Origin of the sequence: Streptomyces sp. NPDC059649 (assembly GCF_042734445.1) — a bacterium.
Taxonomy (GTDB): domain Bacteria; phylum Actinomycetota; class Actinomycetes; order Streptomycetales; family Streptomycetaceae; genus Streptomyces.
This window is the reverse complement of sequence record NZ_JBHWDV010000016.1, coordinates 62,438-83,965: the sequence shown is the minus strand read 5'-3', so window position 1 is coordinate 83,965 and position 21,528 is coordinate 62,438. Positions and strand designations below refer to the sequence as shown.

Here is a 21,528-nt window from a genome sequence, read left to right as displayed (position 1 = left end):
CACACGCCCCGGTGCGGCTGCGGGCGGCGGCGCGTACGGGGAGCGTCATCGTCATGGCGGGGTCCTGGCGGTCGGTCCCCGGGCTTGCGACCATGGCCCGGCCCGGGGCCTTCCGTGGACCGGGGCGCTCGCGCACCATCCGTGAACCACTCCGCGTTCACCGGGAGTTCGGCTGCGGGGCACCGAACAGCGATACGAACAGGTCGTCAGTGTGTCGGTCGAGGCATGGAGGTTGGAGATGGCGCAGGGATCCGGCGGCGGCTGGGGGCGGCGGGCGGTGCTGCGGGGCGCGGCGGCGGGTTCCGCGGCGCTGGCGCTGCCCGCGGTCGCCGGGGCCGCGCCCGCGCTGGCCCGCGGCGGGCGGCCGAGCGCCGACTGGGGCGTACAGGTCGGTGACGTGACCACGTCCTCGGGCCTGGTGTGGGTGCGGTCCGACCGGCCGGCCCGGATGGTGGTGCAGACCGCGGCGACCGAGTCGTTCCGCGCTGCGAAGACCACGCGGACCTGGCACGGCCCGCTCCTCGGCGCGGGCACGGACTTCACCGGTGTCACCCCGCTGCACGGTCTGCCGGCCGGCGAGCAGGTCCACTACCGGGTGCTGCTGGCCGACCCGGACGATCCGCGGCGCACCGGCGAGCCGGTCACCGGCACCTTCCGTACCGCCCCCGAGGGGCGCCACGCCGACGTGCGCTTCCTCTGGTCGGGCGATCTGGCCGGCCAGGGCTGGGGCATCAATCCGGACCGCGGCGGCTACCGCGTCTACGAGGACATGCGGCGCCGGAACCCGGACTTCTTCCTGTGCAGCGGCGACAACATCTACGCCGACAACCCGATCACCGAGCGGGTGACCCTGCCGGACGGCCGGATCTGGCGGAACGTGACGACCGAGGAGAAGGCGAAGGTCGCCGAGACGCTCCAGGAGTTCCGCGGCGCGTTCCGCTACAACCTGCTGGACGAGAATCTGCGCCGGTTCAACGCCCAGGTGCCGACGATCACCCAGTGGGACGACCACGAGGTGCACAACAACTGGTACCCGGGGCAGCTGCTCGACGACGACCGGTACGCGGAGAAGCGCACGGACGTGCTCTCCGCGCGGTCGCTGCGGGCCTTCGCCGAGTACTTCCCGATCCGTACGCTGCGGCCGGACGGCACCGGAAGGGTCTACCGGGTGGTGCACCACGGCCCGCTGCTGGACGTCTTCGTGCTGGACATGCGCCGTTACCGCAACGCCAATTCGCCGGACCGGCAGACCGACGACCCGCAGGGCATCCTCGGGGCGGAGCAGCTGCGCTGGCTCAAGCGTGAGCTGTCCCGCTCACGTGCGGTGTGGAAGGTGATCGCCTCGGACATGCCGCTGGGGCTGGTCGTCCCGGACGGCAGGACGAACTTCGAGGCGGTGGCGCAGGGCGATCCGGGCGCTCCGCTGGGGCGGGAGCTGCAGCTGGCGGAGCTGCTGCGGCACATCAAGCACGCCCGGGTGACCGGCACGGTGTGGATCACCGCGGACGTGCACTACACCTCGGCGCAGCACTACGCGCCGGAGCGGGCTGCGTTCCAGGATTTCGCGCCGTTCTGGGAGTTCGTGTCGGGGCCGTTGAACGCGGGCGGTTTCCAGGCCGTGAAGCTCGATGGAACGTTCGGGCCGGAGCAGGCGTTCCTCAAGGCACCGGACCGTGCGAACGTCTCCCCTGCGGAGAGTCCGCAGTACTTCGGCGAGATCGACATCGACGGGGGAAGCGGGGAGCTGACGGTGCGGTTGCGTCAGGAGGGCGGGGACGTGTTGTTCAGCAAGGTGCTTCAACCCGGACGGGTAGGACAGTAGGGACCAATGCGCCGATTGCGTCTTTTACCCGTCGGACACAATGTGTTGGCGACCAGGCAACACCTGTCCGCGAGGCTGTGTGCATGACTGAAGCAACCTCCGCCACCTCATCCCGCCGGCACCACTGGCGGCGGGAGCTCGTCGAGCTCGCCGCCCTGTTCACGGCCGTCGCGGTGGCCGACGCGGTCGCCAACATGGTCGCGCACGGCCCGTCCGGCCCGGGGCTGCTGTGCGCCGCCGCGGTGGCCCTGGCCGCCACGGCGGGCTTCCACGTCTGGTGGTCACGGCGCCACGACCACGCCCCGCCGCCGACCGATACCGGCGCCACGGCGCCGTCCCCGACCGGTGCGTCCACCAGAGGCGCCGGTCAGGAGACGACGCTGTGGCGGATGCGGACCACGGTCCGCGACGAACCGGGCAGCCTGGCCGCGCTGTGCACGGCACTGGCCGCCCGGCAGGTGGACATCCTCAGCCTGCAGACCCACCCGCTGTCCGCGGGCACCGTCGACGAGTTCCTGCTGCGCGCACCGGCCCCGCTGACGCCCGCGGAGCTCACCCGTACGGTGGCCGGCGCCGGCGGCAGACACAGCTGGCTGGAGCGGGCCGACGCCCACGACCTCGTCGACGCACCCACCCGGATGCTCGGCCTGGCCACCCGTACGGCCCTGGACTCCGCCGAACTCCCGCTGGCGCTCCGGCAGTTGCTGGGGCGCTGCACGATCCACTCGGTGCCCGCCCGCTCGCTGACCGGTCAGCCGCTCGCCGAGCAGGTGCCCGCGGAGGGCGTGCTGGAGGACCATGTGATGAAGTTCCGTGACCCCTCCGGGGGGTCGCTCACGATCGAAAGGCCGCAGTTGCCGTTCACCCCCACCGAGTTCGCCCGGGTGCGGGCCCTGGTCGAGCTGGACGCCCGGCTGGGCCAGCGGGTGCCGCCGCGGCGGGACGTACTCACCCTGCCGGAGGGCAACGAGATCACCGTCCGCCGGGCCGACACCTCCGACCTGGCCGCGGCCCGGGAGATGCACGACCGCTGCTCGCCCCGGACCCTCGCGCTGCGCTACCACGGCCCGGTCGGCGACGCGGACCGCTACCTCTCCCATCTGCTCAGCCCGCGCTTCGGCCGCACCCTGGCGGTGGAGACCGCGTCCGGCCGGCTGGTGGCGCTCGGCCATCTGCTCTGGGACGGCGACGAGACCGAGGTCGCCCTGCTGGTCGAGGACGCCTGGCAGCAGCGCGGCATCGGCGCCGAACTGCTGCGCCGGCTGGTGGCGATGGCGGGCGAGGCCGGCTGCGACAGCGTCTACGCGATCACCCAGGCCTCGAACACCGGCATGGTGGCCGCGATGCGCGGCCTCGGTCTGCCGCTGGACTACCAGATCGAGGAGGGCACGCTGGTGATCACGGCCCGCCCGGCCGGTCCGCCCGCCCGGCGGGAGGCCCGTGAGACCGTGCGCATCCAGGACCCGACCGGCCGCCACTGAACCGGCCACGGCCCGCCGGCCGGCCGGGTGGCGCGTGCCGCCCGGCCGACCGTCCGCCGTGGGCCGGGGGCGGGGGCCGGTGAAGGCAATGACGCCGTAAAGTGACAGGAACGTACGGGCTGTTGATGGTGACGCGGCGGGCCGATCCGTACGAGGATGGTCCGCATGTCCCACACCACTACCCCCACCGGCGGTCCGCTGCCCCGTCAGGTCGCCGACGCCTACGTCGACGCGCTCGTCGAGCTGGACCCCATCACCGGCACCTACCTCGGCGTTCCCGAGAGCTCCTCGAAGCTCCCCGACTTCTCACCGACGGGCCAGGAGGCGGTGGCCCAGCTCGCGCGTACGACGCTGGAGAAGCTCACCGAGGCGGAGGCCCGGCCGGGCGCGGAGCACCCGACCGAGAAGGTCTGCGCACGGCTGCTGCGCGAGCGGCTGACCGCCGAGCTGGCGGTGCACGAGGCGGGCGAGGGCCTGCGCGCGGTCAGCAACCTCAGCTCGCCGCTGCACAGCACCCGCAGCGCCTTCACCCTCACCCCCGCCGAGACCGAGGCGGACTGGGCGGCGATCGCCCAGCGGCTGCGGGCGGTGCCGGCCGCCCTGGAGGGCTACCGCGCCGCACTGGACGCCGGCCGCAAGCGCGACCTGCCCGCCGGTCCGCTGCAAGTCGCCACCGTCATCGGCCAGTTGGACGAATGGATCGGCACCGACCGCAGCTGGTTCGCGGTGTTCACCGACCCGGGCCCCGAGGCGCTGCGCGCCGAACTGACCGAGGCCGCCGAGGTGGCCACCGGCGCGCTGGTGGAGCTGCGCGACTGGTTCCGTGACGTCTACGCCCCGGCCATCGAGGGCGCCCCCGACGTGGTGGGCCGGGAACGCTACACCCGGCTCGCCCGTTACTACATCGGCGCCGACCTCGACGCGGACGAGGCGTACGCGTACGGCTGGTCGGAGTTCTACCGGCTGCTGGCGGAGATGGAGACCGAGGCGGAGCGGGTGCTGCCCGGCGCGAAGACGCCGTGGGAGGCGCTGGCCTGGTGCGATGAGCACGGCGAGGCGGTCGAGGGGGTCGACGAGGTCCGGCAGTGGCTGCAGTCGTTGATGGACGAGGCCATCGACAGCCTGGACGGCACGCACTTCGAACTCGCCGAGCGGGTGCGCCGGGTGGAGTCCCGGATCGCCCCGCCCGGCAGCGCCGCCTCCCCCTACTACACCCAGCCGTCGCTGGACTTCTCCCGCCCCGGCCGCACCTGGCTCCCCACGATGGGCGAGACCCGCTTCCCGGCGTACGACCTGGTCTCGACGTGGTACCACGAGGGCGTGCCCGGCCATCACCTCCAGCTGGCGCAGTGGGCGCACGTCGCCGAGTCGCTCTCCCGCTACCAGACGACGGTGGGCATCGTCAGTGCCAACGTGGAGGGCTGGGCGCTGTACGCGGAACGCCTCATGGACGAGCTGGGCTTCCTGACGACGCCGGAGCGCCGGCTGGGCTATCTGGACGCGCAGATGATGCGGGCCATCCGCGTCATCATCGACATCGGCATGCACCTGGAGCTGGAGATCCCGGCGGACTCGCCGTTCCACCCGGGCGAGCGCTGGACGCCGGAGCTGGCCCACGAGTTCCTGGCGAGCCACTGCAGCCGCCCGGCCGAATTCGTCGAGAGCGAGATCATCCGCTACCAGGGCATGGCCGGCCAGGCGATCGGCTACAAGCTCGGCGAACGCATCTGGCTGCAGGGCCGCGACGCCGCCCGCGCCCGCCACGGCGCCGGTTTCGACCTCAAGGCCTGGCACATGGCCGCCCTCTCCCAGGGCTCCCTGGGCCTGGACGACCTGCTGAGCGAACTCTCCGCGCTCTGAAGGGAGTTCGCGGTGCGCCGGGTCCGGCAGGGGGCTGCCGGACCCGGTACCGGACTGCCGGGTCCCGCCGCCCGGCGCACGCCCGTCCCGCTCAGCAGCCGCACTCCCCCGCGCCGACCGGGGCGGTCAGCGGGTCGGCGGGGCGGGTTTCGGTCCCCTGCCAGGTCTCGGTCGGGTAGCCCTCGCGGATCCAGTACTCGATGCCGCCCAGCATCTCCTTGACGCGGTAACCGAGCCGGGACAGGGCGAGGGCGGCGCGGGTGGCGCCGTCACAGCCGGGGCCCCAGCAGTACACGACGACCGGCACCTCCGGGTCGAGCAGCCGCGGGGCGTCCGCGGGGATCCGGGCGGTGGGCAGGTGGACGGCGCCGGGGACGTGGCCCTGGTCCCAGGCGGCGGTGCTGCGGGAGTCGACCACGACGAAGTCCGCGGCGCCGGCCGTAAGGGCGGTGTGCACATCGGCGACATCGGTGTGGAAGGCGAGCCGCGCGGCGAAGTACGCGGCGGCGTCGGCCGGGGCCGGGGGCACCTCCCAGCGGTAGCTGGGGGACGGCGGAGTGGCGAGTACGGGGCTGGTGGCGGCGGCCGGGGACCGCCGGACCTGGCGGGGCTGCTGAGTGATCATGGCGGTAAATCTATGGTCGGCCGCCGTGGCCGAGAAGCGACGATCCCCGGCGAAACCCTTGCCCTACCGGGGATTCCACTGCTAGACAGCGCGGATGACCGGATATTCCCCCGACGCCACCGACTGGCGCATCCTCGACGTCCTGCAGCGCCACGGCCGCGCGGGCTACGCCGAACTGGCCCGCGCCGTGAACATGTCCGCCAGTGCCGTCACCGAGCGGGTCCGGCGGCTGGAGGAGGCCGGGGTGATCTCGGGGTACGCGGCGGTGGTCGACCCCGAGCGGATCGGGCTGCCGGTGCTGGCCTTCGTCCGGCTCCGCTATCCGAACGGCAACTACAAGCCGTTCCATGATCTGCTGGAGACGACTCCGGAGATCCTGGAGGCGCACCACGTCACGGGCGACGACTGCTTCGTGATCAAGGTCGCGGCCCGTTCCATGAAGCATCTGGAAGAGGTGTCCGGGCGGATCGGCGCGCTCGGCTCGGTGACCACCAGCGTGGTGTATTCGTCACCGCTGCTGCGCCGGCCGGTCAGCCACTGACCCGGCCCGACCCGCACTCCCCCGGGCTCAGTGCGGTACGTGGTGCCGTACCGCCGAGCCCGTCCGGGCCTTGAGGACCTCCAGCTGGACGGGGATGCGCGCCTTGAGGTCCGCGACATGGCTGACGATGCCGACACTGCGGTCGCGCTCGCGCAGGGAGTCCAGGACGTCCAGCACCTCGTCGAGGGTCTGCTCGTCGAGGCTGCCGAAGCCCTCGTCGATGAAGAGGGTGTCCAGCCGGGTGCCGCCGGCCTCGTCGGTGACGACGTCGGCGAGTCCGAGGGCCAGCGCGAGCGAGGCGAAGAAGGTCTCCCCGCCGGAGAGGCTGGCGGTGTCCCGCTCGCGGCCGGTCCAGCCGTCGACGACGTGCAGCCCGAGCCCGGAGCGGCGGGTGCCGCCGGCCCGTTCGTCGGAGTGCACGAGGGTGTAGCGGCCGGCCGACATCCGGTGCAGCCGGGCGCTGGCCGCGGCCGCGACCTGTTCGAGCCGGGCGGCGAGGACGTACGACTCCAGCCGCATCCGCCGCTCGTTCTCGCCGGACGTGCCGGCGGCCAGCGCGGCGAGCCGGGCGATGCGGTCGTGCGCGGCGCGCAGCGGGGCCAGCGCCCGGGCATCGGCCTCGGCGCGCGCGGAGAGCCGGTCGAGCTCGGTGGCGCGGGCCTGGGCGGTGGCGTGGGCCGTGGCCGCGGTGCGCAGCCGCGCCGCCGCCTCCTGGTGCGCGGCCTGGGCGGCGTCCGGGTCGGCGGGCGGCAGCGCGGCCGCGGCGGACACCTCCGGGTCGGCCAGCTCCGCCTCGGTCGCGGCGGATTCCCGCTGCCAGTCGTCGAGCCGCTGCTGCAGGGCCCGCCAGGCGTCGTCCCGCAGCAGTGCTCCGGCGACCGCCTGCGGGGTGTCGAACCCGGCCCGGTAGGCGGCGTCGGAGAGCGCGGCGTCGGCCTCCTTGAGCCGCTCGGCGCAGGAGTGCGCCGTACGGGCCGCCTCGGCCGCGGCGGCCAGCCGGGCCACCTGCCGCTCCAGCCGCCCGGCCCGCTCGGCCACGCTCGCGCAGTCCGCCCGGGCCCGTGCCAACTCCTCCTCCAGCGCGGCCCGTTCAGCGTCCAGCGCCTCACGGCGGGAGGTGCGGGCGGCGGCCCGGCGCTCGGCCTGCTGCTGCTCGGCGCGGCGCCGTTCGTGCTCCCGCTCGGCGCGGTCGAGTGCCTCGCGGGCGGCGTGCAGATCGGCGCCGCGGGCGTGCTCGCGGGCCAGATCGGCCCGCAACTCCTCGACCTGCGCGGTGAGTTCGACGACCGGGGCGTCACCTGCGGTGGCGGCGGCGCCGGCCAGTTCCTCCTTGGCGGACTGGCAGCGCCGCTCGGCCTGCCGACGGGTCTCCTCGGCCCGGCGGTACGCGGCCAGTGCGGCCTCCTCGGCGGCGCGGTCGACATGGCCGGCGCCGGCCCGGGCCGGCGCCGGATGCTCGGTGGCACCGCACACCACACAGGCCGTGCCGTCGCTGAGCCCCTCCGCGAGCTCGGCGGCGATCCCGCGCAGCCGCCGGTCCTTGAGGTCGAGCCAGTGCTCGTGGGCGGCCGCGGACCGCTCCCGTGTGCTGAGCAACTCCCGTTCCGCGGCGTGTACTTCCTCGGTGAGCCGGTCGCGCTGCCGGGCCGCGGCGAGCCGTTCGGAGGCCGGTTCGACGCGGGCGGCGAGCTGCTCGGCCCGGGTCGCGGCGTCCTGGGCCGTCTCGATGCGCTGCTGATGGGCGCGGCGGGCCCGGTCCCACTGGGCGAGCCACTCGTCGGCGTCCAGCAGGGTCTGTTCGTCGGCGCGCGCCTCGCGGTCCAGTGCGGCCCGTTCCGCACCGATCTCGGCGGCCCGCCGCTCGGCCCGCCGGGCCGCCCCGAGCGAGCCCAGCTCCTCCCGCAACTCCCGCTCCCTGGCGGCGAGTTGACCGCCCGCGGCGTCAGCGAGCTCCGGCGGCAGGAGGCTGCGGCACTCGGCGTCGGCGCGCTGGGCGGCGTCCAGGTCGCGTCCGGCGGCGTCACGGAGGGCGAGCGCGGGCGCCACCTCTGCGGCGGCGCGGGCCCGGGCCAGCCGTTCGCGGGTCTCGTCCCGTTCCGCGGACCGGGCCCGCAGGGCATCGGCCCGGCGGCGGGCGTCCGCGTACCGCTGCTGGAGCCGGTGCCGTTCGCGGGCCTCCGCCAGCCGGCCGGCCACGGTCCGTTCCGCTTCTTCGGCGTGGTGCAGCGCGGAGCGGGCGATGTCCAGCCGCTCCCGTGCGGTCACCCGGGCGACGGCGGCGCCGGCCAGCACCGCGTCGGCGAATCCCGGCTCGCCCGGTCCGGGCAGGTCCGGCTCCGCGGGGGCGTGCCCGCCGCCGCGTCCGGCCCGCCCGGCCGTGCCCGCGGTACGTCGTCCGGCGGCGCCGCCCTGTGCCGGGACCGAAGCCGCCGTCCGCCGCCCGGAGTCCGCGGCCGGCAGCAGCCCCGCGAACACGGCGGCGTCACCGGATTCCGCATCCGCGGTACCGCCGGCCGCCTGCGCCATCCGGTGCGCCAGCGCCAGCAGCCGTTCGTCGCCCGCCGCGACCTCGTCGGCGGCGGCCCGGCGGCGCGCGGTCAGCTGTTCCTCCAGCGCGGCGAACCTGCGGGTGTCGAAGAGCCGCCCGAGCAGCCGGGCGCGGGCCTCGGCGTCGGCCCGCAGGAAGCGCGCGAACTCGCCCTGCGGCAACAGCACGACCTGGCAGAACTGCTCCTTGCTCATGCCGAGCAGCTGCCCGATCTCCTCCCCGATCTCCTGGTGCGAACGGCTCAGCGCCTTCCAGTGCCCCTCGCCGCCGGCCGCCGGCCCCTCCGGCCCGGCCGGTACGAACTCCCGCAGCCGGCTCTGCGCCTTCTCCCTCGTCGTGCCGCTGCCGCGCTTCTTGGGCCGCGGCTGCTCGGGCAGCCGGGTGATCTCCAACCGCCGGTCCGCGACGGTGAGTTCGAGGACGACCTCGGTGAGGGTCAGCGGGTCGGCCAGGTCGCTGCGCAGTGCCTGACCGCTCTGCCGCGCCCCGGGGACCGACCCGTACAGGGCGAAGCAGACCGCGTCGAGGACCGAGGTCTTGCCGGCGCCGGTCGGCCCGTGCAGCAGGAACAGGCCGTCCCGGGTGAGCCGGTCGAAGTCGATGGTCTGGGTGTCGCCGAACGGCCCGAACGCGGTGACGGTCAGCCGGTGCAGCCTCATCGCGCCCCCTCGGCCGCCATCTCGTGGGCGCGCACCTCGTCGATCGCGGAGCGCAGTTCGGCCCGTTCACCGGCGTCGGCCGCGCGGCCGGACCGTACGTGTGCCACGAAGTCCTCGGCGATCTCCTGGTCGCTGCGGCCGCGCAACCGCTGGGCGTACGAGGCCGACGAGCGGGCCGGTCCCTCGTCGGGGTCGAAGACCAGGCTGACGAGGTGCGGGAAGCGGCGGGCGAGCCGGGCCATGGGCTCGTGCGGGCGGGCGCTGTCGGTGAGCGTCGCCTCGACCCAGGAGTCCTCGTGCGACGCCAGTGCCGGGTCGTCGAGCAACTGCTCCAGCGGCCCCCGGATGCGGGCCAGCGGCCGGGGCACCGGGCAGTCCACCCGCTCCCCGTGCACCGCCCCGTCCGCGTCGAGCTCGATCAGCCACATCGACTTGCGGTGGGTGGCCTCGGAGAACGAGTACGCCAGCGGGGAACCCGAGTAGCGGACCCGTTCGGTGAGGGTCTGACAGCCGTGCAGATGGCCGAGCGCGGCGTAGTCCACGCCGTCGAACACGGCCGCGGGGACGGACGCGACGCCGCCGACGGTGATGTCGCGTTCGCTGTCGCTGACCACGCCGCCGGTGACGAAGGCGTGCGCCAGCACCACCGAACGGGTCCCCGGCGGCCGGCCGGCGAGGTCGGCGCGGACCCTGTCCATCGCCGCGCCCAGCACCGCCGCGTGGTCGGCCCGCGGCGCACCGAGGGCGTCGCGCACCATGGCGGGTTCGAGGTACGGCAGGCCGTAGAGCGCGACCGGGCCGTGCGCGTCGTGCAGCAGCACGGGGGTGCCGCAGCCGGCCGGGTCGGTGCGCAGGTGGATGCCGGCCCGTTCCATGAGTCCCGAGCCGACGCCCAGCCGGCGGGCGGAATCGTGGTTGCCGGAGATCATCACGGTCGGCACGCCCAGGTCGGCGAGCCGGTGCAGTGCCTCGTCGAAGAGCTCGACGGCGGCGAGCGGCGGCACGGCCCGGTCGTAGATGTCGCCCGCGACGAGCACCGCGTCGATCTCCCGGTCGCGCACCGTCGCCACGAGGTGATCGAGGAAGGCGCGCTGGGCGGTGAGCAGGCCGATCCGGTGGAAGGACCGGCCCAGGTGCCAGTCGGAGGTGTGCAGAAGTCTCAATCGACCGCTCCGACCTGCACGTTTCCCCCTCCTGGGCCGTCCGTTGCGCCGCCCGGGGTTCGCCGGCCGGCCGTGCCCAGGGTAGCCGCCGGCGGTCCGCCGTCCGCTACCGGGCTGCGGCCGCGGGCGGCGTGGCGCGGTCCGTGCAGCGCACGTCGTGTGCCGGGCGGCGGCCGGTGGTGAGGAAGGTGGTGACCGTACGGTCGCCGCAGGCGGTGCCGTTGGCGAGGTAGGCGCCGTGGCCGCCGTGGTCGAGCGTGACCAGGCGGGCGCGGTCACCGAGCGCCTGCCGCATCTTCAGGGCGCCGAAGTAGGGGGTGGAGGGGTCCCTGAGGTTCTGGAGCATCAGGATGTTGGACGGGCCGTCGTCGGTGATCCTGGTGGGCCGGGCGTCCGGCGCGTCCTTCCAGAAGGAGCAGGGCGTGATGTTCACCGGCATCCCGGCGGTGAGCGGGTGGCGGGCCCGGTCGGCGGCGACCGCGCGCCGGTGGGCGGGCACCGACGCCGGCCAGCGCACGTCGTTGCAGAGGGTCGCCATGATGGCGGTGGCGCCGGTGTCGGGCAGCGGCCGGTCGAGATCGGGCGGCAGGACCGGGCGGGCGGCCGGGTCCTGGGCCTGCCGGACGAGCCGGGCCAGCGGAGCGAAGAAGGTGTCGCTGTAGAGGGCGTTCTGCAGCGCCTGCCGCAGCATGTTGCCGGTCAGCGGCACGGACGGGGTGGTGGATTCCTTCGGCGCGCGGTCCAGCCGGGCGGCCAGGGCGAGGAACAGCGGGCGGACGTCTTCGGGGCGGGCGGCCAGCCGCAGGCCGTCCTTGTCGCGGGCCGGGTCGGCGGCCCAGGCCGCGAAGTCGGGGAACCGGTCGTCCGCGGCGGCCGACATGTTCGCCAGCCATCCCCGCTCGACCCGCGACGGGTCGGGGTCACCGCTGCTGTCGAGCACCCAACGGTCGGTGTGCCGCGGGTACTTCTGGGCGTAGACGGCGCCCACGTACGTCCCGTAGGAGACGCCCCAGGCCGAGAGCTTCCGCTCGCCGAGCGCCTGCCGGAAGCGGTCGATGTCACGGACCTCGTTCGCGGTGGAGATGCTGTGCAGGACGGCGCCGCCGTTGCGGTGGCAGGCGTCGGCGACGCGGCGGGAGCGGTCGACGTTGTCGGTGATGTCGCCGTCCGGGGCGGGCCAGGAACGCAGGCCCACCAGATAGCGGTCGGCGGGTGCCAGGCCGCAGCTCGCCGTGGTGCTGCCGCCGACCCCGCGCGGGTCCAGGCCGACCAGGTCGTACGCGCCGCCCGTGGCCTTGCGCAGCGCCTCTCCCTTCTGGGTGAGCCGCTGTACCCCGGATCCGCCGGGGCCGCCGGGGATGAGCAGCAGGGTCCCGCGCCGGGCCGCGGGCCGGTCGCTGCGCAGCCGGGACACCGCGACGGTCAGCCGGGGCCCGTCCGGGTGCCGGTAGTCGACCGGTACGGCCAGGTCGGCGCACTCCTGCCCGGCGGGGCCGCCGGGCTGGGCGCAGGGCCGCCAGGTGAGGGGCCCGGGCGCGCCGGTGGCGGCGGGGGCGGGCGGGGCGAAGCCGGTCAGGGTGGCCGCGACCGCCGCGGCGGAGAGGCCGAGGAGGAGGCCGCGTCGTGGGTAACTCGTCATGGGACAAGGGTGGTTGAGGCGCGTCCCGGCTCCCATCCGGCAGCCACGAGACCCCGCGGTGGGGTTATCCCCCGGCGCCGGCGGTGCCGACCTCCCCCTCGGCCGGCCGGTGGCCCTCGTCGTCACGCCCGTCCCGCCGGCGCCCGTCCGCTTCCAGGTACCGCTCGTCGATCCGCTTCGGCCCGAAGGGCCACTCCTTCTCGAAGCGGGCCCAGCAGAGGAACGCCACGATGCCCGCGGCCACCCAGGCCAGCGACCATTCGATGGGGTGCCGGCCGGGCGCGTTGCGGTCCGCGTAGCCGTAGATCACCAGCCAGCCGACCAGCGCGACGAGTCCGGGGAGCGGGTAGAGCCACATCCGGTACGGGCGGCGCAGGGCGGGCTGGCGGCGGCGCAGCACGGTGACGGCGGCGACCTGGGCCAGCGACTGCACGATCACCATGACGGTGGTGAGCAGCTGGATGATGGTGGCCAGGTCGGTGTGCCGGCCGAGGAGGAAGCCGGCCGCCATCACCGTCCCCATGGTGAGCAGGCCCAGCACCGGGAACCGGTGGCGCGGGTGGAGGGTGCCGTAGGGGCGGAAGAAGACCCGGTCGCGGGCGGCGTCGTAGGGGACCCGGGAGCCGCCGAGAAGGCCGGTGAGGACGGAGGCGACGGCGGTGACGAGGATGAGCACGGTGACGGTGGCGGCCGCGGCTCTGCCCCAGGCCCGTTCCAGCACGGCGGAGGCGACGGACGAGGAGGCCGTGGAGTGCGGGTCGAGCATCTCCCGCCAGTCGACGACGCCGAGGGTGCCGATCTGCAGCAGCAGGTAGATGACCATGATCCCGACGATGGCGGCGATGATCGCGCGCGGGACGGTCCGGCCGGGGTGGCGGATCTCGGCGCCCATGTAGGCGATGGTGTTGTAGCCGAGGTAGTCGTAGATGCCGATGGTCAGTCCGGCCGCGAAGCCCACCCAGAAGTGACCGGCCGTCAGCTCGAAGGCGTGCGCGGGGTAGCTGAAGGCGCGCTCCGGGCTGAAGTGGGTGAACGCGGCCACGATGACGAGGACGACGGCGGCGATCATGACCGCCCAGAGGACGACGGTGAGCCGGGCGATGCGCTCCACCCGCCGCCACAACAGCACCACGATGCCCACGGTGACCACGAGCCCGACGGCGTCACCTTGCCCCTGGCTCATCCCCGGCCAGAGATAGCCGAGGTACTGCACGAAACCGATCACGCCGGTGGACATCCCCAACGGGATGAACAGCATGGCCGTCCAGACGAACAGGAACGGCATCAGCTTGCCGGTGCGGTACTGGAACGCCTGCCGCAGGTAGACGTAACTGCCGCCGGCACCGGGCAGCGAGGCGCCGAGTTCGGCCCAGACCAGCCCGTCCGCGAGCGCCAGGACCGCCCCGGCGAGGAATCCGATGACCGCCTGCGGTCCGCCGAAGGCGGCGACCATCAGCGGGATGGTGACGAACGGGCCGATGCCACACATCTGGCTCATGTTGATGGCGGTGGCCTGGAACAGGCCGATCCGGCGGACGAACCCCACCCGCTCGTCGAGGAGTTCAGGCATCGGCGGCCCCCTTCTCGTGCCGGCACGGCGGAGCTCCGGCCGCCGCCGCTCGCCGCTGCGGCACCCGTCCACCCGGCCACAGGCTGACACGCCCGGCGCCGCCGCGCACCGGCGCGGACCGGACACTTTCCGCCGCGGCCGGCCGATTCCTGCCGCCCCCGGGGAGCATGCCGCCCGTCAGACCTGCCCGGCCTCCCTGGCCTCCCCGTACGCCTCGCCACCGAGCTCCAGCCGGGCGGTGCCGGCCGTCGCGTCCGCGAGCCAGGCTCGGAACGCGTCCAGCTCGGCCTCCGGCAGCCCGACCTCGATCCGCACGTCCGCCCCGTACGTCACCTTCCGCACGGCGCGGCCGGTGGTCCGCAGGTCGTTCTCGACCCGGCCGGCCCGTTGGTGGTCGACGGTGATCGTGGCCAGCCGGAAGCGTTGCCGGGTGACCGTGCCCAGCGCGTCCAGGGCCTCGCCGACGACGCCGCCGTAGGCGCGTATCAGCCCGCCGGCGCCGAGCTTGATGCCGCCGAAGTAACGGGTGACGACCGCGACGACGTAGCGCACCTCGCGGCGGAGCAGCATCTGCAGCATCGGTACGCCCGCGGTGCCGCCCGGCTCGCCGTCGTCGCTGGCCTTCTGCACGCCGCCGTCGGCGCCGAGGACGTACGCCCAGCAGTGGTGGCGTGCGGTGGGGTGCTCCTTGCGGACGCGCGCGATGAAGTCCTGCGCCTCGGACTCGTTCGCGACGGGCGCGAGCGCGCAGAGGAAGCGGGACTTGTTGATCTCGATCTCGTGGACACCCTCGCGCGCGAGCGTGCGGTACTGCTCCTGCATCGCTCCAGCCTATGCGGCCCCTGTGACAACGGGCTCCGGACCGGGCCGCCGGCGCCGCGCTGGGCCGTCCGCCAAAAGGGCGCGGGGGTCCGCCGGACGGGCGCAGTCCGCACGGCCAGGCGGCGTACCCACCCCGTCCGCACGGTGCGTCGGGGAGACGTCGGCGCCGGCCGTGGGCAGGGTGAGGCCAGTGCGAGAGCCTCGTGTTTCCGGGGCCCCGCGCATACGCGCAGGAACGGAACGGCGGGTTGGCGGAGGGCTGCATGGAAGAGAGCACACAGGCGGCGATGACGGCGGGCGAGCCCCTGACGGGCGAGGACATGCCCGAGCCCCCGCCGGAGGTCGTCGAGGCGGCACGCGAGGCGCCCGACCACTGGCTGGCCCTGGTGGACCTGACGTGGCAGGGCGAGGGGCCGCCGCCACTCTGGGCGCTGATCGGGCAGTGGCGGTCCGGGCCGACCGGTGAGATCGAGGAGTGGCGGGACAACCCGGAGTACCGGCCGTCGCCGCAGATGCTGGAGTGGTCGGAGCCGGCCGACCCGGTGGACCGCGCGGTGCAGCTGGCCGCGACCGGTTACGGGCCCGGCCAGGACGTCGCCGAGGCGCTGGCCCGGGCCGAGGTGTCCGTCCTGGTCACCGCGACCGGCAGCCCGCTGGCCGCCGCCTCGCCCGAGGGCACCCCGGTGATCCCGGTCTACACCTCGGAGGGCTACCTGGAGTCGGTGGGGCGGCTGCTGTACGACCGCCGTCCGGTGGCCGACCTCGTCGACCAGCTTCCTCCGGGCCATGCCCTGTATCTGAACCCCACCGGGCCGGTGAGCATGCTGGTCGACACCGAGGAACTGCGTGCCGCACTGGCCGGGGCGTCCGCGAAGGCGCCGGAGGAGGGCCGGGACGCGGCCGCCAACGGGGCGCTGCGGCCCGGCACCGGGGCCGGCGGTGCCGAGCCGGTGAGCGGCGGCCGGGCGATCGGCAAGCCGGCCCGGGCCGCCAACGGCAGCACCGTCGTCGGCGCCGGACTGGCCGGCAGCGGAGTCGCCCGCGGCCGCCGCTGACCGCCTTCGCCCCACCCGCAGAGAACCCGCCCCGCCCGCCTTCCCCTTCGGGCGGGGCGCCTGCGTCCACGGCCGCGCCCGCCGCGGCCGGGCGGGAATCTTCCGGCGGTGCCGGCCGTTGATCCGCACGAGAACCTTCCCTGGGCAGGAGGCAGTGCGTGTACGGCGATCCCAGTACGATCCGCAGGATCCTCACCGAGCTCGGCGACACCTGGGCCGTCGTGGGCCTGTCGAACAACGAGCAGCGTGCCGCGTACGGCGTGGCCGAGGTGCTGCGGCGCTACGGCAAGCGCATCGTTCCGGTGCACCCCAAGGCCGAGACCGTGCACGGTGAGCCGGGCTACCCCTCGCTGGACGCGATCCCGTTCCCGGTCGACGTGGTCGATGTGTTCGTCAACAGCGAGCTGGCGGGACCGGTCGCCGACGAGGCCGTGGCGGCCGGCGCGAAGGCCGTCTGGTTCCAGCTCGGCGTGGTCGACGAGGATGCCTGGAACCGCGTGCGCGATGCCGGTCTCGATATGGTCATGGACCGTTGTCCGGCCATTGAGATACCGCGTTTGGGCTGAGCCGGGCGTGCGCTAGCGTCCGTACATGATCGAGATACGGGCCGCCGTTCCCGGCGACGCCGCCGAACTGGTCCGGCTGCGCCGCCTGATGTTCCGGGCGATGAACGGCGAGGATCGGCCGGGCAGTTGGGAGCAGGAGGCGGAGGCGGTGGCGCGCCGGCTGCTGTCCGGGCCGGAGCCGCGGCTGGGCGCGTTCGTGGTGGCGGGCGACGAGGCAGCCGGGCCGCATCTGGCGGCGTGTGCGGTCGGGACGGTGGAGCAGCGGCTGCCCGCCCCGGGCCACCCCTCGGGCCGCTTCGGCTTCGTCTTCAACGTCTGTACGGACCCGCGCTACCGGGGCCGCGGCTACGCCCGCGCCACCACCGAGGCCCTGCTCGACTGGTTCGCCGAACAGGGCGTCAGCCGCGTCGACCTGCACGCCACGGACGGCGCCGAACCGCTGTACCGCAGCATGGGCTTCCACGAGCACTCCACACCGCTCTCCCTGGACCTGCGCGCGCGTGCGGCGCAAGTCCGGCCGGGCTGACGCCTGGCCCGGGGCACGCCCGGTGGCCCAGAACCTGTCCGTGGGTCAGGTCCTAGGAGCCCGCGCGCCTGCGGGCCCGGTCCCTGATCTCGTCGGGCAGCGCGTCGGCGGCCGGCAGCCGCGGCAGCAGTTCCGGCTCGCGGGTCAGGGCGCGGAAGGTCAGTGCGACGGTCACGTCGTGGTCGGGCCGGTACCCGATCTCGATGTCCTGACCGGCGCGGATGTCTCCCGGCGTGATGACGCGCAGGTACGCGCCGGGCAGCGCGGCCTGCGTGAACCGTTTGATCCAGCCGGCACGCTCCAGCCGGCCCTGGAACGTCGCGCAGGGGACCCGCGGGCACGACACCTCCAGGACCACCTCGGGCCCGATGTGCCAGCGTTCCCCGATCAGCGCACCGTTGACGTCCAGGCCGACGGTGGTGAGGTTCTCGCCGAACTCGCCGTTCGCCAGCGGCCTGCCCAGTTCGGCCTGCCATCCGTCGAGGTCCTCGCGGGCATAGGCGTAGACGGCGTGGTCGGTGCCGCCGTGGTGCTTGAGGTCGTAGACGCGGTCGCCCGCGAGGCCGACCGCTCCGGTGCCTTTGGGGCCGGGTTCGGTGACGGCGACCGGTCCGTCGACGGGCCGCTTGTCGATGCCTGTCGCGCTGAGGCCCTTCCAGGGGTTGGGCCGTGGCGTGCCCACGTTCACGGAGAGCAGCTTCATCCGGGTGACGCTACGGGCCGCCGCACGCCGAGGCGACCCCTTTCCCGCGCCGGCCCGGGACGGCGGCGGAACCGGACCTACTCCACCCGGCCCGCAAAACCGTAGTGGAGGCCGCTGCCCGGCACCGGGAGTCCTGGTGGCAACTCCTCGCCGGTCAGCGGCGGAAGGGGGACGGCGTCCCAGTCGACGGTCCGGTCGAAGTGTTCGGCGAGGTGGACGACGCTCACCTCCTCGCCGTGCGCGTACGCGGTGAGGGTCGGCGCGCCACTCAGCCCGCAGCCCCCGACGACCGAGAACCACTGGTCGCAGGCCCAGCGCAGCTCGTCCGGGCGGGCGGCGACGATCGTCGCGCAGTGCGCCGCCGAGCCGCTCCAGCCGGTGTCGTCCAGTACGTAGAAGCCGTACGGCCCGGCGGTGTGGTGCGCGGGCCCGGCGGCGCCTGCCCGGGCGAGGAGTTCCTGCACCTCGGCCTGGCGCCGCCCGAGGGTGGTGTCGTCCTCCCCGTACGCCTCGGCGGCCTCGGGGTCGAGCTCGCACATGTTCTGCCAGAAGTCGATCTGCTGGGCCAGCCGCCCGGCCAGCAGGGTCATCGCGGGTACGTGGTCGGGGTGTCTGCCGAGGGCCGCGCGCAGCCAGGGTTCCTCCGGCCAGCTCTGTCCGGCGCCGTCGAGGTCTTCCGGTACGTCCGCCGGGCCGGTGGCCGTCAGGCACAGCAGCCGCCCCAGCGCGAAGGCGGCATCGGCATCACCGGCCGTCGCGGCGGTCCGCAGCCGCGTCAGCCTCTCGTCGTCGATCGTCATGTGCCGCAGACTAGGCGCCGGCACTGACACCGGGGCGGGCACGGGCCCCGGGACCGCTCCGGAAGGGCCCGCAGGGCCGCGACTAGGCGACGCCGAGGCCGTCCAGGACCGTGGCGCCGGGGAGTTCGGCCAGTGCCTTGCCGGGGACGATGAGCTTGCCGCGGCGGCTGCCGCTGCCGATCAGGGCGTACGGGGTGTCGGCGACGGCGGCGTCGATGAGCAGCGGCCAGCCGGCGGGCAGGCCGATCGGGGTGATGCCGCCGTACTCCATGCCGCTCTCGCCGACCGCCCGGTCCATCGGCGCGAACGACGCCTTGCGGGCGCCGAGTTGGCGGCGTACCACGCCGTTGACGTCGACGCGGGTGTGGGACAGGACGACGCACGCGGCCAGGGTGGTCTCGCCACCGCGCTTGCCGGCCACCACCACGCAGTTCGCCGACTGCTCCAGCAGCCAGGGGCCGTGGTGCTCGACGAGTTGGGCGGTGTCCGCGATGGCCGGGTCGGTGTCGACGAAGCGGACTTCCTCGACCGGTACGGAGCCGCTCCAGGCGCGGAGCGCCGCGGCGACGGGCTCGGTCAGCAGGTCCAGGCACTCGACGGCGGGCCGGACGTCTTCGAAGGCATCCATCGGGACGGGCATGACGCCAAGTTAACAGTCGCGGCCGGCCGGCGCGGGGCCGTCTCAGCGGGCGAGCTGGATGATCACGGACATGGTCATCTCGACCGGTTCGGTGCCGTCGTTGCGGTAGCCGTGCGCGACCTTGGCCTCGAACGACGCCGAGGCGCCGGCCGGCACCGTGTGGTCGACCCCGTCGACGACCAGGGTCAGGGTGCCGGCGCGGACGTGGAGCAGCTCGACGGTGCCGGGCGGATGGGGGTCGGAGGTGCTGCCGTCGCCGGGCATCAGCCGCCAGTCCCACAGTTCGAAGGGGCCGGGTGCCTCGGCTCCTACGAGGAGCTTGGTGAAGCTGCCCGCCTCGGTGGACCACAGGCGGACCGCCTCGCCCGGCCCGACGATGCTGACCTGGGGGCCCTGCTCGTAGTCGAGGAGCGTGGTGATGCTGACGCCGAGCGCGTCGGCGATCTTGACGGTGGTGCCGACGCTCGGGTTGGTACGGGCCTGCTCGATCTGGATGATCATGCCGCGGCTGACGCCGGCACGGGCCGCCAGGGCGTCGAGGGTGTAGCCGCGCTCGGCGCGCCAGTGCTTGAGGTTGCGGGCGAGCGACTGCGTCAGCTGGTCGAGATCCGTCACGGTCCGTCCAAGTCGAGGCTAATAAATTAGATTCTGGAGTTCAGTTTGTTGGACTACGGTGTGGTGTACTTCAGCGTCCGGTTCACTGTACTGCGAGGTTTCACCATGACAGCGGTCTTCGCCCTGGCCACCAGCCTCCTCTGGGGGCTCGCCGACTTCGGGGGCGGACTGCTCACCCGACGATTCCAGGCGCTGACCGTCGTGGTCGTCTCCCAAGCCCTGGCCGCCGTAGTACTGGGCACCATCGTGGTGGCGACCGGCGGCTGGCGCGAGGCCGGGCCGCAGCTCTGGTTCGCGGTCGGGGCGGGCGTCGTGGGCCCGGCCGCGATGCTCTGCTTCTACCGCGCCCTGGCCCTCGGCCCGATGGGCGTGGTCTCCCCGCTCGCCGCGCTCGGCACCGTACTCGTACCGCTCGGCGTCGGCATCGTGGCGGGCGAACGGCCCGGGCTGCTGCAGGCCACCGGCATGGTCGTGGCGGTCGTCGGGGTGCTGCTGGCCGGCGGCCCGAAGATCAGCGGCGCGTCCGTCGCCCGCCAGACCATCGTGCTGACACTGGTCTCGGCGCTCGGTTTCGGCGCGGTGATGGCGCTGATCGCGGAGGCGTCCACGACCGTGACCGGGCTGTTCCTCGCACTGTTCGTGCAGCGGGTGTGCAACGTCGCGGTCGGCGGCGCCGCCCTGTACGTGTCGGTACGGCGCGGCGCCCCGGCGCTGCCCGAGGGCGGGTTCGCGGCCCTCAAGGGTGCGCTGCCGATGCTCGCCTTCGTCGGCATCGCGGACGTCGCCGCGAACGGCACGTACTCCCTCGCCGCCCAGCACGGCCCGGTCACCATGGCCGCGGTGCTCGCCTCCCTCTACCCCGTCGTCACCGCGCTCGCCGCGCTCGGCGTCCTCAAGGAGCGGATGCGGGCGATACAGACGGCCGGCGCCTCCCTGGCGCTGGTCGGCACGGTCCTGCTCGCCTCCGGCGGCTGACACCCCGCCGGCCGCGGTCGCTATCCGGCCGACACCCCGTCAGGCCGCGGCCGCTGCGCCTCCCCGGCGGGCGCCGCGGCCTCGTCAGCGACCCACTCCCCCAGCGCCAGCAACTGCTCCGGCGTGACGCCCTCCGGGATCGGCACCGGCGCCGGGGTGCGCAGCGGCGGCTGCCAGCCGGTCGCCGCATCCCAGCGGCGGACGACCCTGGCGGGCGCGCCGGCGACCACCGCATGGTCGGGCACCTCGCCGCGGACCACGGCACCGGCCGCGACCACCACGTTCCGGCCCAGCCGGGCGCCGGGCAGGATGACCGCGCCGGTGCCGATCCAGCTGCCGGGGCCGATGCTGACCGGATCGGTGCGCGGCCACTGTTTGCCGACCGGCACCTCCGGGTCGTCGTAACTGTGGTTGGTGGTGGTGACGTACACCCCGGGGCCGAAGAAGCAGTCGTCGCCGATCGTCAGCCGGACATCGGCGATCACATGGCTGCCGCGGCCGAGCACCACGCCGTTCCCGAGCGTGAGGATCGGGTCCGGGCCGAGGTCGAGGTCCGGCATCATGCCCGCGGTGAGGGTCACGTCCTGGGCGATGATGCAGTGGTCGCCGAGCTCGATCCAGGGGTCGCCGAAGACGGTGCCCTGCGGGAACGCGAGCCGGGTGCCGGTGCCGATCCGGCGGAAGCGGTACGGGCCCGGCCGGCCGGCCGAGACGGCCCCGGCCTCCCGCACCCAGCGCGCGCCGCGGTGGACGGCGCTCGACACGGCCCGGCGCCGCCAGGCCGCCAAGGACGAGAACACGTTCTGGTTTATCGGCACCCGCACACCGTACTCAGCACCCCGGTCACAGGTCCGCGCGGCAGGCTGTGATCTTCGCCCTACCGGCCGACGGCCCGGCCCGTCGGCGCATCGGTCGTCT

19 protein-coding genes are annotated in these 21,528 nt (G+C 74.3%); 8 read left to right on the top strand and 11 right to left on the bottom strand.

Features of this window, described 5'->3' with window-relative positions:
* Positions 1-238 precede the first annotated feature (238 nt).
* The 3 genes from ACFV1J_RS19265 (at position 239) to ACFV1J_RS19255 (ending at position 5,163) form a co-directional block, all read left to right on the top strand.
* Positions 239-1,822 (top strand): alkaline phosphatase D family protein, encoded by a 1,584-nt coding sequence (locus tag ACFV1J_RS19265; RefSeq protein WP_385859638.1) that lies wholly within the window; start codon positions 239-241, stop codon positions 1,820-1,822.
* Positions 1,823-1,905: 83 nt separating this feature from the next.
* Complete coding sequence (locus ACFV1J_RS19260) at positions 1,906-3,303, top strand: GNAT family N-acetyltransferase (protein ID WP_385859636.1); 1,398 nt, start codon at positions 1,906-1,908, stop codon at positions 3,301-3,303.
* Between the two features lie 165 nt (positions 3,304-3,468).
* Complete coding sequence (locus ACFV1J_RS19255) at positions 3,469-5,163, top strand: DUF885 domain-containing protein (RefSeq protein ID WP_385859634.1); 1,695 nt, start codon at positions 3,469-3,471, stop codon at positions 5,161-5,163.
* A gap of 91 nt (positions 5,164-5,254) precedes the next feature.
* Here the strand turns inward: ACFV1J_RS19255 and ACFV1J_RS19250 are convergent, their stop codons facing one another.
* Positions 5,255-5,788, bottom strand: a complete 534-nt coding sequence (locus tag ACFV1J_RS19250) for a rhodanese-like domain-containing protein (RefSeq protein ID WP_385859632.1) — start codon at positions 5,786-5,788, stop codon at positions 5,255-5,257.
* A 94-nt stretch (positions 5,789-5,882) separates the two neighbouring features.
* On the opposite strand from ACFV1J_RS19250, the gene ACFV1J_RS19245 reads away from it, so the two are divergent.
* Positions 5,883-6,329 (top strand): Lrp/AsnC family transcriptional regulator, encoded by a 447-nt coding sequence (locus ACFV1J_RS19245; protein ID WP_385859630.1) that lies wholly within the window; start codon positions 5,883-5,885, stop codon positions 6,327-6,329.
* A gap of 27 nt (positions 6,330-6,356) precedes the next feature.
* Here the strand turns inward: ACFV1J_RS19245 and ACFV1J_RS19240 are convergent, their stop codons facing one another.
* From ACFV1J_RS19240 to ACFV1J_RS19220, 5 genes are all read right to left on the bottom strand, one after another.
* Positions 6,357-9,536 (bottom strand): AAA family ATPase, encoded by a 3,180-nt coding sequence (locus ACFV1J_RS19240; RefSeq protein ID WP_385859628.1) that lies wholly within the window; start codon positions 9,534-9,536, stop codon positions 6,357-6,359.
* The gene (locus ACFV1J_RS19235; protein ID WP_385859626.1) at positions 9,533-10,699 is read right to left on the bottom strand and encodes an exonuclease SbcCD subunit D; all 1,167 of its coding nucleotides are present in this window, start codon (positions 10,697-10,699) and stop codon (positions 9,533-9,535) included. Before ACFV1J_RS19235 ends, ACFV1J_RS19240 begins: the two co-directional genes overlap by 4 nt.
* 106 nt (positions 10,700-10,805) lie before the next feature.
* Positions 10,806-12,338 (bottom strand): alpha/beta hydrolase, encoded by a 1,533-nt coding sequence (locus tag ACFV1J_RS19230; RefSeq protein ID WP_385859624.1) that lies wholly within the window; start codon positions 12,336-12,338, stop codon positions 10,806-10,808.
* Positions 12,339-12,402: 64 nt separating this feature from the next.
* Positions 12,403-13,908: an APC family permease gene (locus tag ACFV1J_RS19225; protein ID WP_385859622.1), complete on the bottom strand. Its 1,506-nt coding sequence runs from the start codon at positions 13,906-13,908 to the stop codon at positions 12,403-12,405.
* A 177-nt stretch (positions 13,909-14,085) separates the two neighbouring features.
* A complete protein-coding gene (locus tag ACFV1J_RS19220) occupies positions 14,086-14,730 on the bottom strand; it encodes a YigZ family protein (protein ID WP_385859620.1) in 645 nt (214 codons plus the stop codon).
* A 263-nt stretch (positions 14,731-14,993) separates the two neighbouring features.
* On the opposite strand from ACFV1J_RS19220, the gene ACFV1J_RS19215 reads away from it, so the two are divergent.
* The 3 genes from ACFV1J_RS19215 to ACFV1J_RS19205 all read left to right on the top strand — a co-directional run bounded on the left by ACFV1J_RS19215 (position 14,994) and on the right by ACFV1J_RS19205 (position 16,877).
* Entirely contained in the window at positions 14,994-15,785 is a 792-nt protein-coding gene (locus ACFV1J_RS19215; RefSeq protein WP_385859618.1) for a type VII secretion system-associated protein, read from the top strand.
* A gap of 158 nt (positions 15,786-15,943) precedes the next feature.
* Positions 15,944-16,351: a CoA-binding protein gene (locus ACFV1J_RS19210; protein ID WP_385859616.1), complete on the top strand. Its 408-nt coding sequence runs from the start codon at positions 15,944-15,946 to the stop codon at positions 16,349-16,351.
* Positions 16,352-16,376: 25 nt separating this feature from the next.
* A complete protein-coding gene (locus ACFV1J_RS19205; protein ID WP_385859614.1) occupies positions 16,377-16,877 on the top strand; it encodes a GNAT family N-acetyltransferase in 501 nt (166 codons plus the stop codon).
* A 52-nt stretch (positions 16,878-16,929) separates the two neighbouring features.
* Here the strand turns inward: ACFV1J_RS19205 and ACFV1J_RS19200 are convergent, their stop codons facing one another.
* From ACFV1J_RS19200 to ACFV1J_RS19185, 4 genes are all read right to left on the bottom strand, one after another.
* Positions 16,930-17,580 carry an MOSC domain-containing protein gene (locus tag ACFV1J_RS19200; RefSeq protein WP_385859611.1) on the bottom strand — a complete coding sequence of 217 codons (651 nt, stop codon included), beginning with the start codon at positions 17,578-17,580 and terminating at the stop codon, positions 16,930-16,932.
* A gap of 77 nt (positions 17,581-17,657) precedes the next feature.
* A complete protein-coding gene (locus ACFV1J_RS19195) occupies positions 17,658-18,380 on the bottom strand; it encodes a hypothetical protein (RefSeq protein ID WP_385859609.1) in 723 nt (240 codons plus the stop codon).
* Between the two features lie 82 nt (positions 18,381-18,462).
* A complete protein-coding gene (locus ACFV1J_RS19190) occupies positions 18,463-19,020 on the bottom strand; it encodes a YbaK/EbsC family protein (RefSeq protein WP_385859606.1) in 558 nt (185 codons plus the stop codon).
* A gap of 42 nt (positions 19,021-19,062) precedes the next feature.
* Positions 19,063-19,635, bottom strand: a complete 573-nt coding sequence (locus ACFV1J_RS19185; protein ID WP_385859604.1) for a helix-turn-helix domain-containing protein — start codon at positions 19,633-19,635, stop codon at positions 19,063-19,065.
* Positions 19,636-19,740: 105 nt separating this feature from the next.
* Here ACFV1J_RS19185 and ACFV1J_RS19180 point away from each other — a divergent pair, with 105 nt between their 5' ends.
* On the top strand, positions 19,741-20,610 hold the full coding sequence (locus ACFV1J_RS19180) for an EamA family transporter (RefSeq protein WP_385859601.1): 870 nt from the start codon (positions 19,741-19,743) through the stop codon (positions 20,608-20,610).
* Between the two features lie 20 nt (positions 20,611-20,630).
* On the opposite strand, the gene ACFV1J_RS19175 is transcribed toward ACFV1J_RS19180, so the two are convergent.
* Positions 20,631-21,428: an acyltransferase gene (locus ACFV1J_RS19175; protein ID WP_385859599.1), complete on the bottom strand. Its 798-nt coding sequence runs from the start codon at positions 21,426-21,428 to the stop codon at positions 20,631-20,633.
* Positions 21,429-21,528 lie beyond the last annotated feature (100 nt).

Excerpts from the sequence above, each read along its gene's own strand:
- ACFV1J_RS19265 (WP_385859638.1), top strand. The coding sequence starts at position 239 with ATGGCGCAGGGATCCGGCGGCGGCTGGGGGCGGCGGGCGGTGCTGCGG.
- ACFV1J_RS19260 (WP_385859636.1), top strand. The coding sequence starts at position 1,906 with ATGACTGAAGCAACCTCCGCCACCTCATCCCGCCGGCACCACTGGCGG.
- ACFV1J_RS19255 (WP_385859634.1), top strand. The coding sequence starts at position 3,469 with ATGTCCCACACCACTACCCCCACCGGCGGTCCGCTGCCCCGTCAGGTC.
- ACFV1J_RS19250 (WP_385859632.1), bottom strand. The coding sequence starts at position 5,788 with ATGATCACTCAGCAGCCCCGCCAGGTCCGGCGGTCCCCGGCCGCCGCC.
- ACFV1J_RS19245 (WP_385859630.1), top strand. The coding sequence starts at position 5,883 with ATGACCGGATATTCCCCCGACGCCACCGACTGGCGCATCCTCGACGTC.
- ACFV1J_RS19240 (WP_385859628.1), bottom strand. The coding sequence starts at position 9,536 with ATGAGGCTGCACCGGCTGACCGTCACCGCGTTCGGGCCGTTCGGCGAC.
- ACFV1J_RS19230 (WP_385859624.1), bottom strand. The coding sequence starts at position 12,338 with ATGACGAGTTACCCACGACGCGGCCTCCTCCTCGGCCTCTCCGCCGCG.
- ACFV1J_RS19225 (WP_385859622.1), bottom strand. The coding sequence starts at position 13,908 with ATGCCTGAACTCCTCGACGAGCGGGTGGGGTTCGTCCGCCGGATCGGC.
- ACFV1J_RS19220 (WP_385859620.1), bottom strand. The coding sequence starts at position 14,730 with ATGCAGGAGCAGTACCGCACGCTCGCGCGCGAGGGTGTCCACGAGATC.
- ACFV1J_RS19215 (WP_385859618.1), top strand. The coding sequence starts at position 14,994 with ATGGAAGAGAGCACACAGGCGGCGATGACGGCGGGCGAGCCCCTGACG.
- ACFV1J_RS19205 (WP_385859614.1), top strand. The coding sequence starts at position 16,377 with ATGATCGAGATACGGGCCGCCGTTCCCGGCGACGCCGCCGAACTGGTC.
- ACFV1J_RS19200 (WP_385859611.1), bottom strand. The coding sequence starts at position 17,580 with ATGAAGCTGCTCTCCGTGAACGTGGGCACGCCACGGCCCAACCCCTGG.
- ACFV1J_RS19195 (WP_385859609.1), bottom strand. The coding sequence starts at position 18,380 with ATGACGATCGACGACGAGAGGCTGACGCGGCTGCGGACCGCCGCGACG.
- ACFV1J_RS19190 (WP_385859606.1), bottom strand. The coding sequence starts at position 19,020 with ATGCCCGTCCCGATGGATGCCTTCGAAGACGTCCGGCCCGCCGTCGAG.
- ACFV1J_RS19180 (WP_385859601.1), top strand. The coding sequence starts at position 19,741 with ATGACAGCGGTCTTCGCCCTGGCCACCAGCCTCCTCTGGGGGCTCGCC.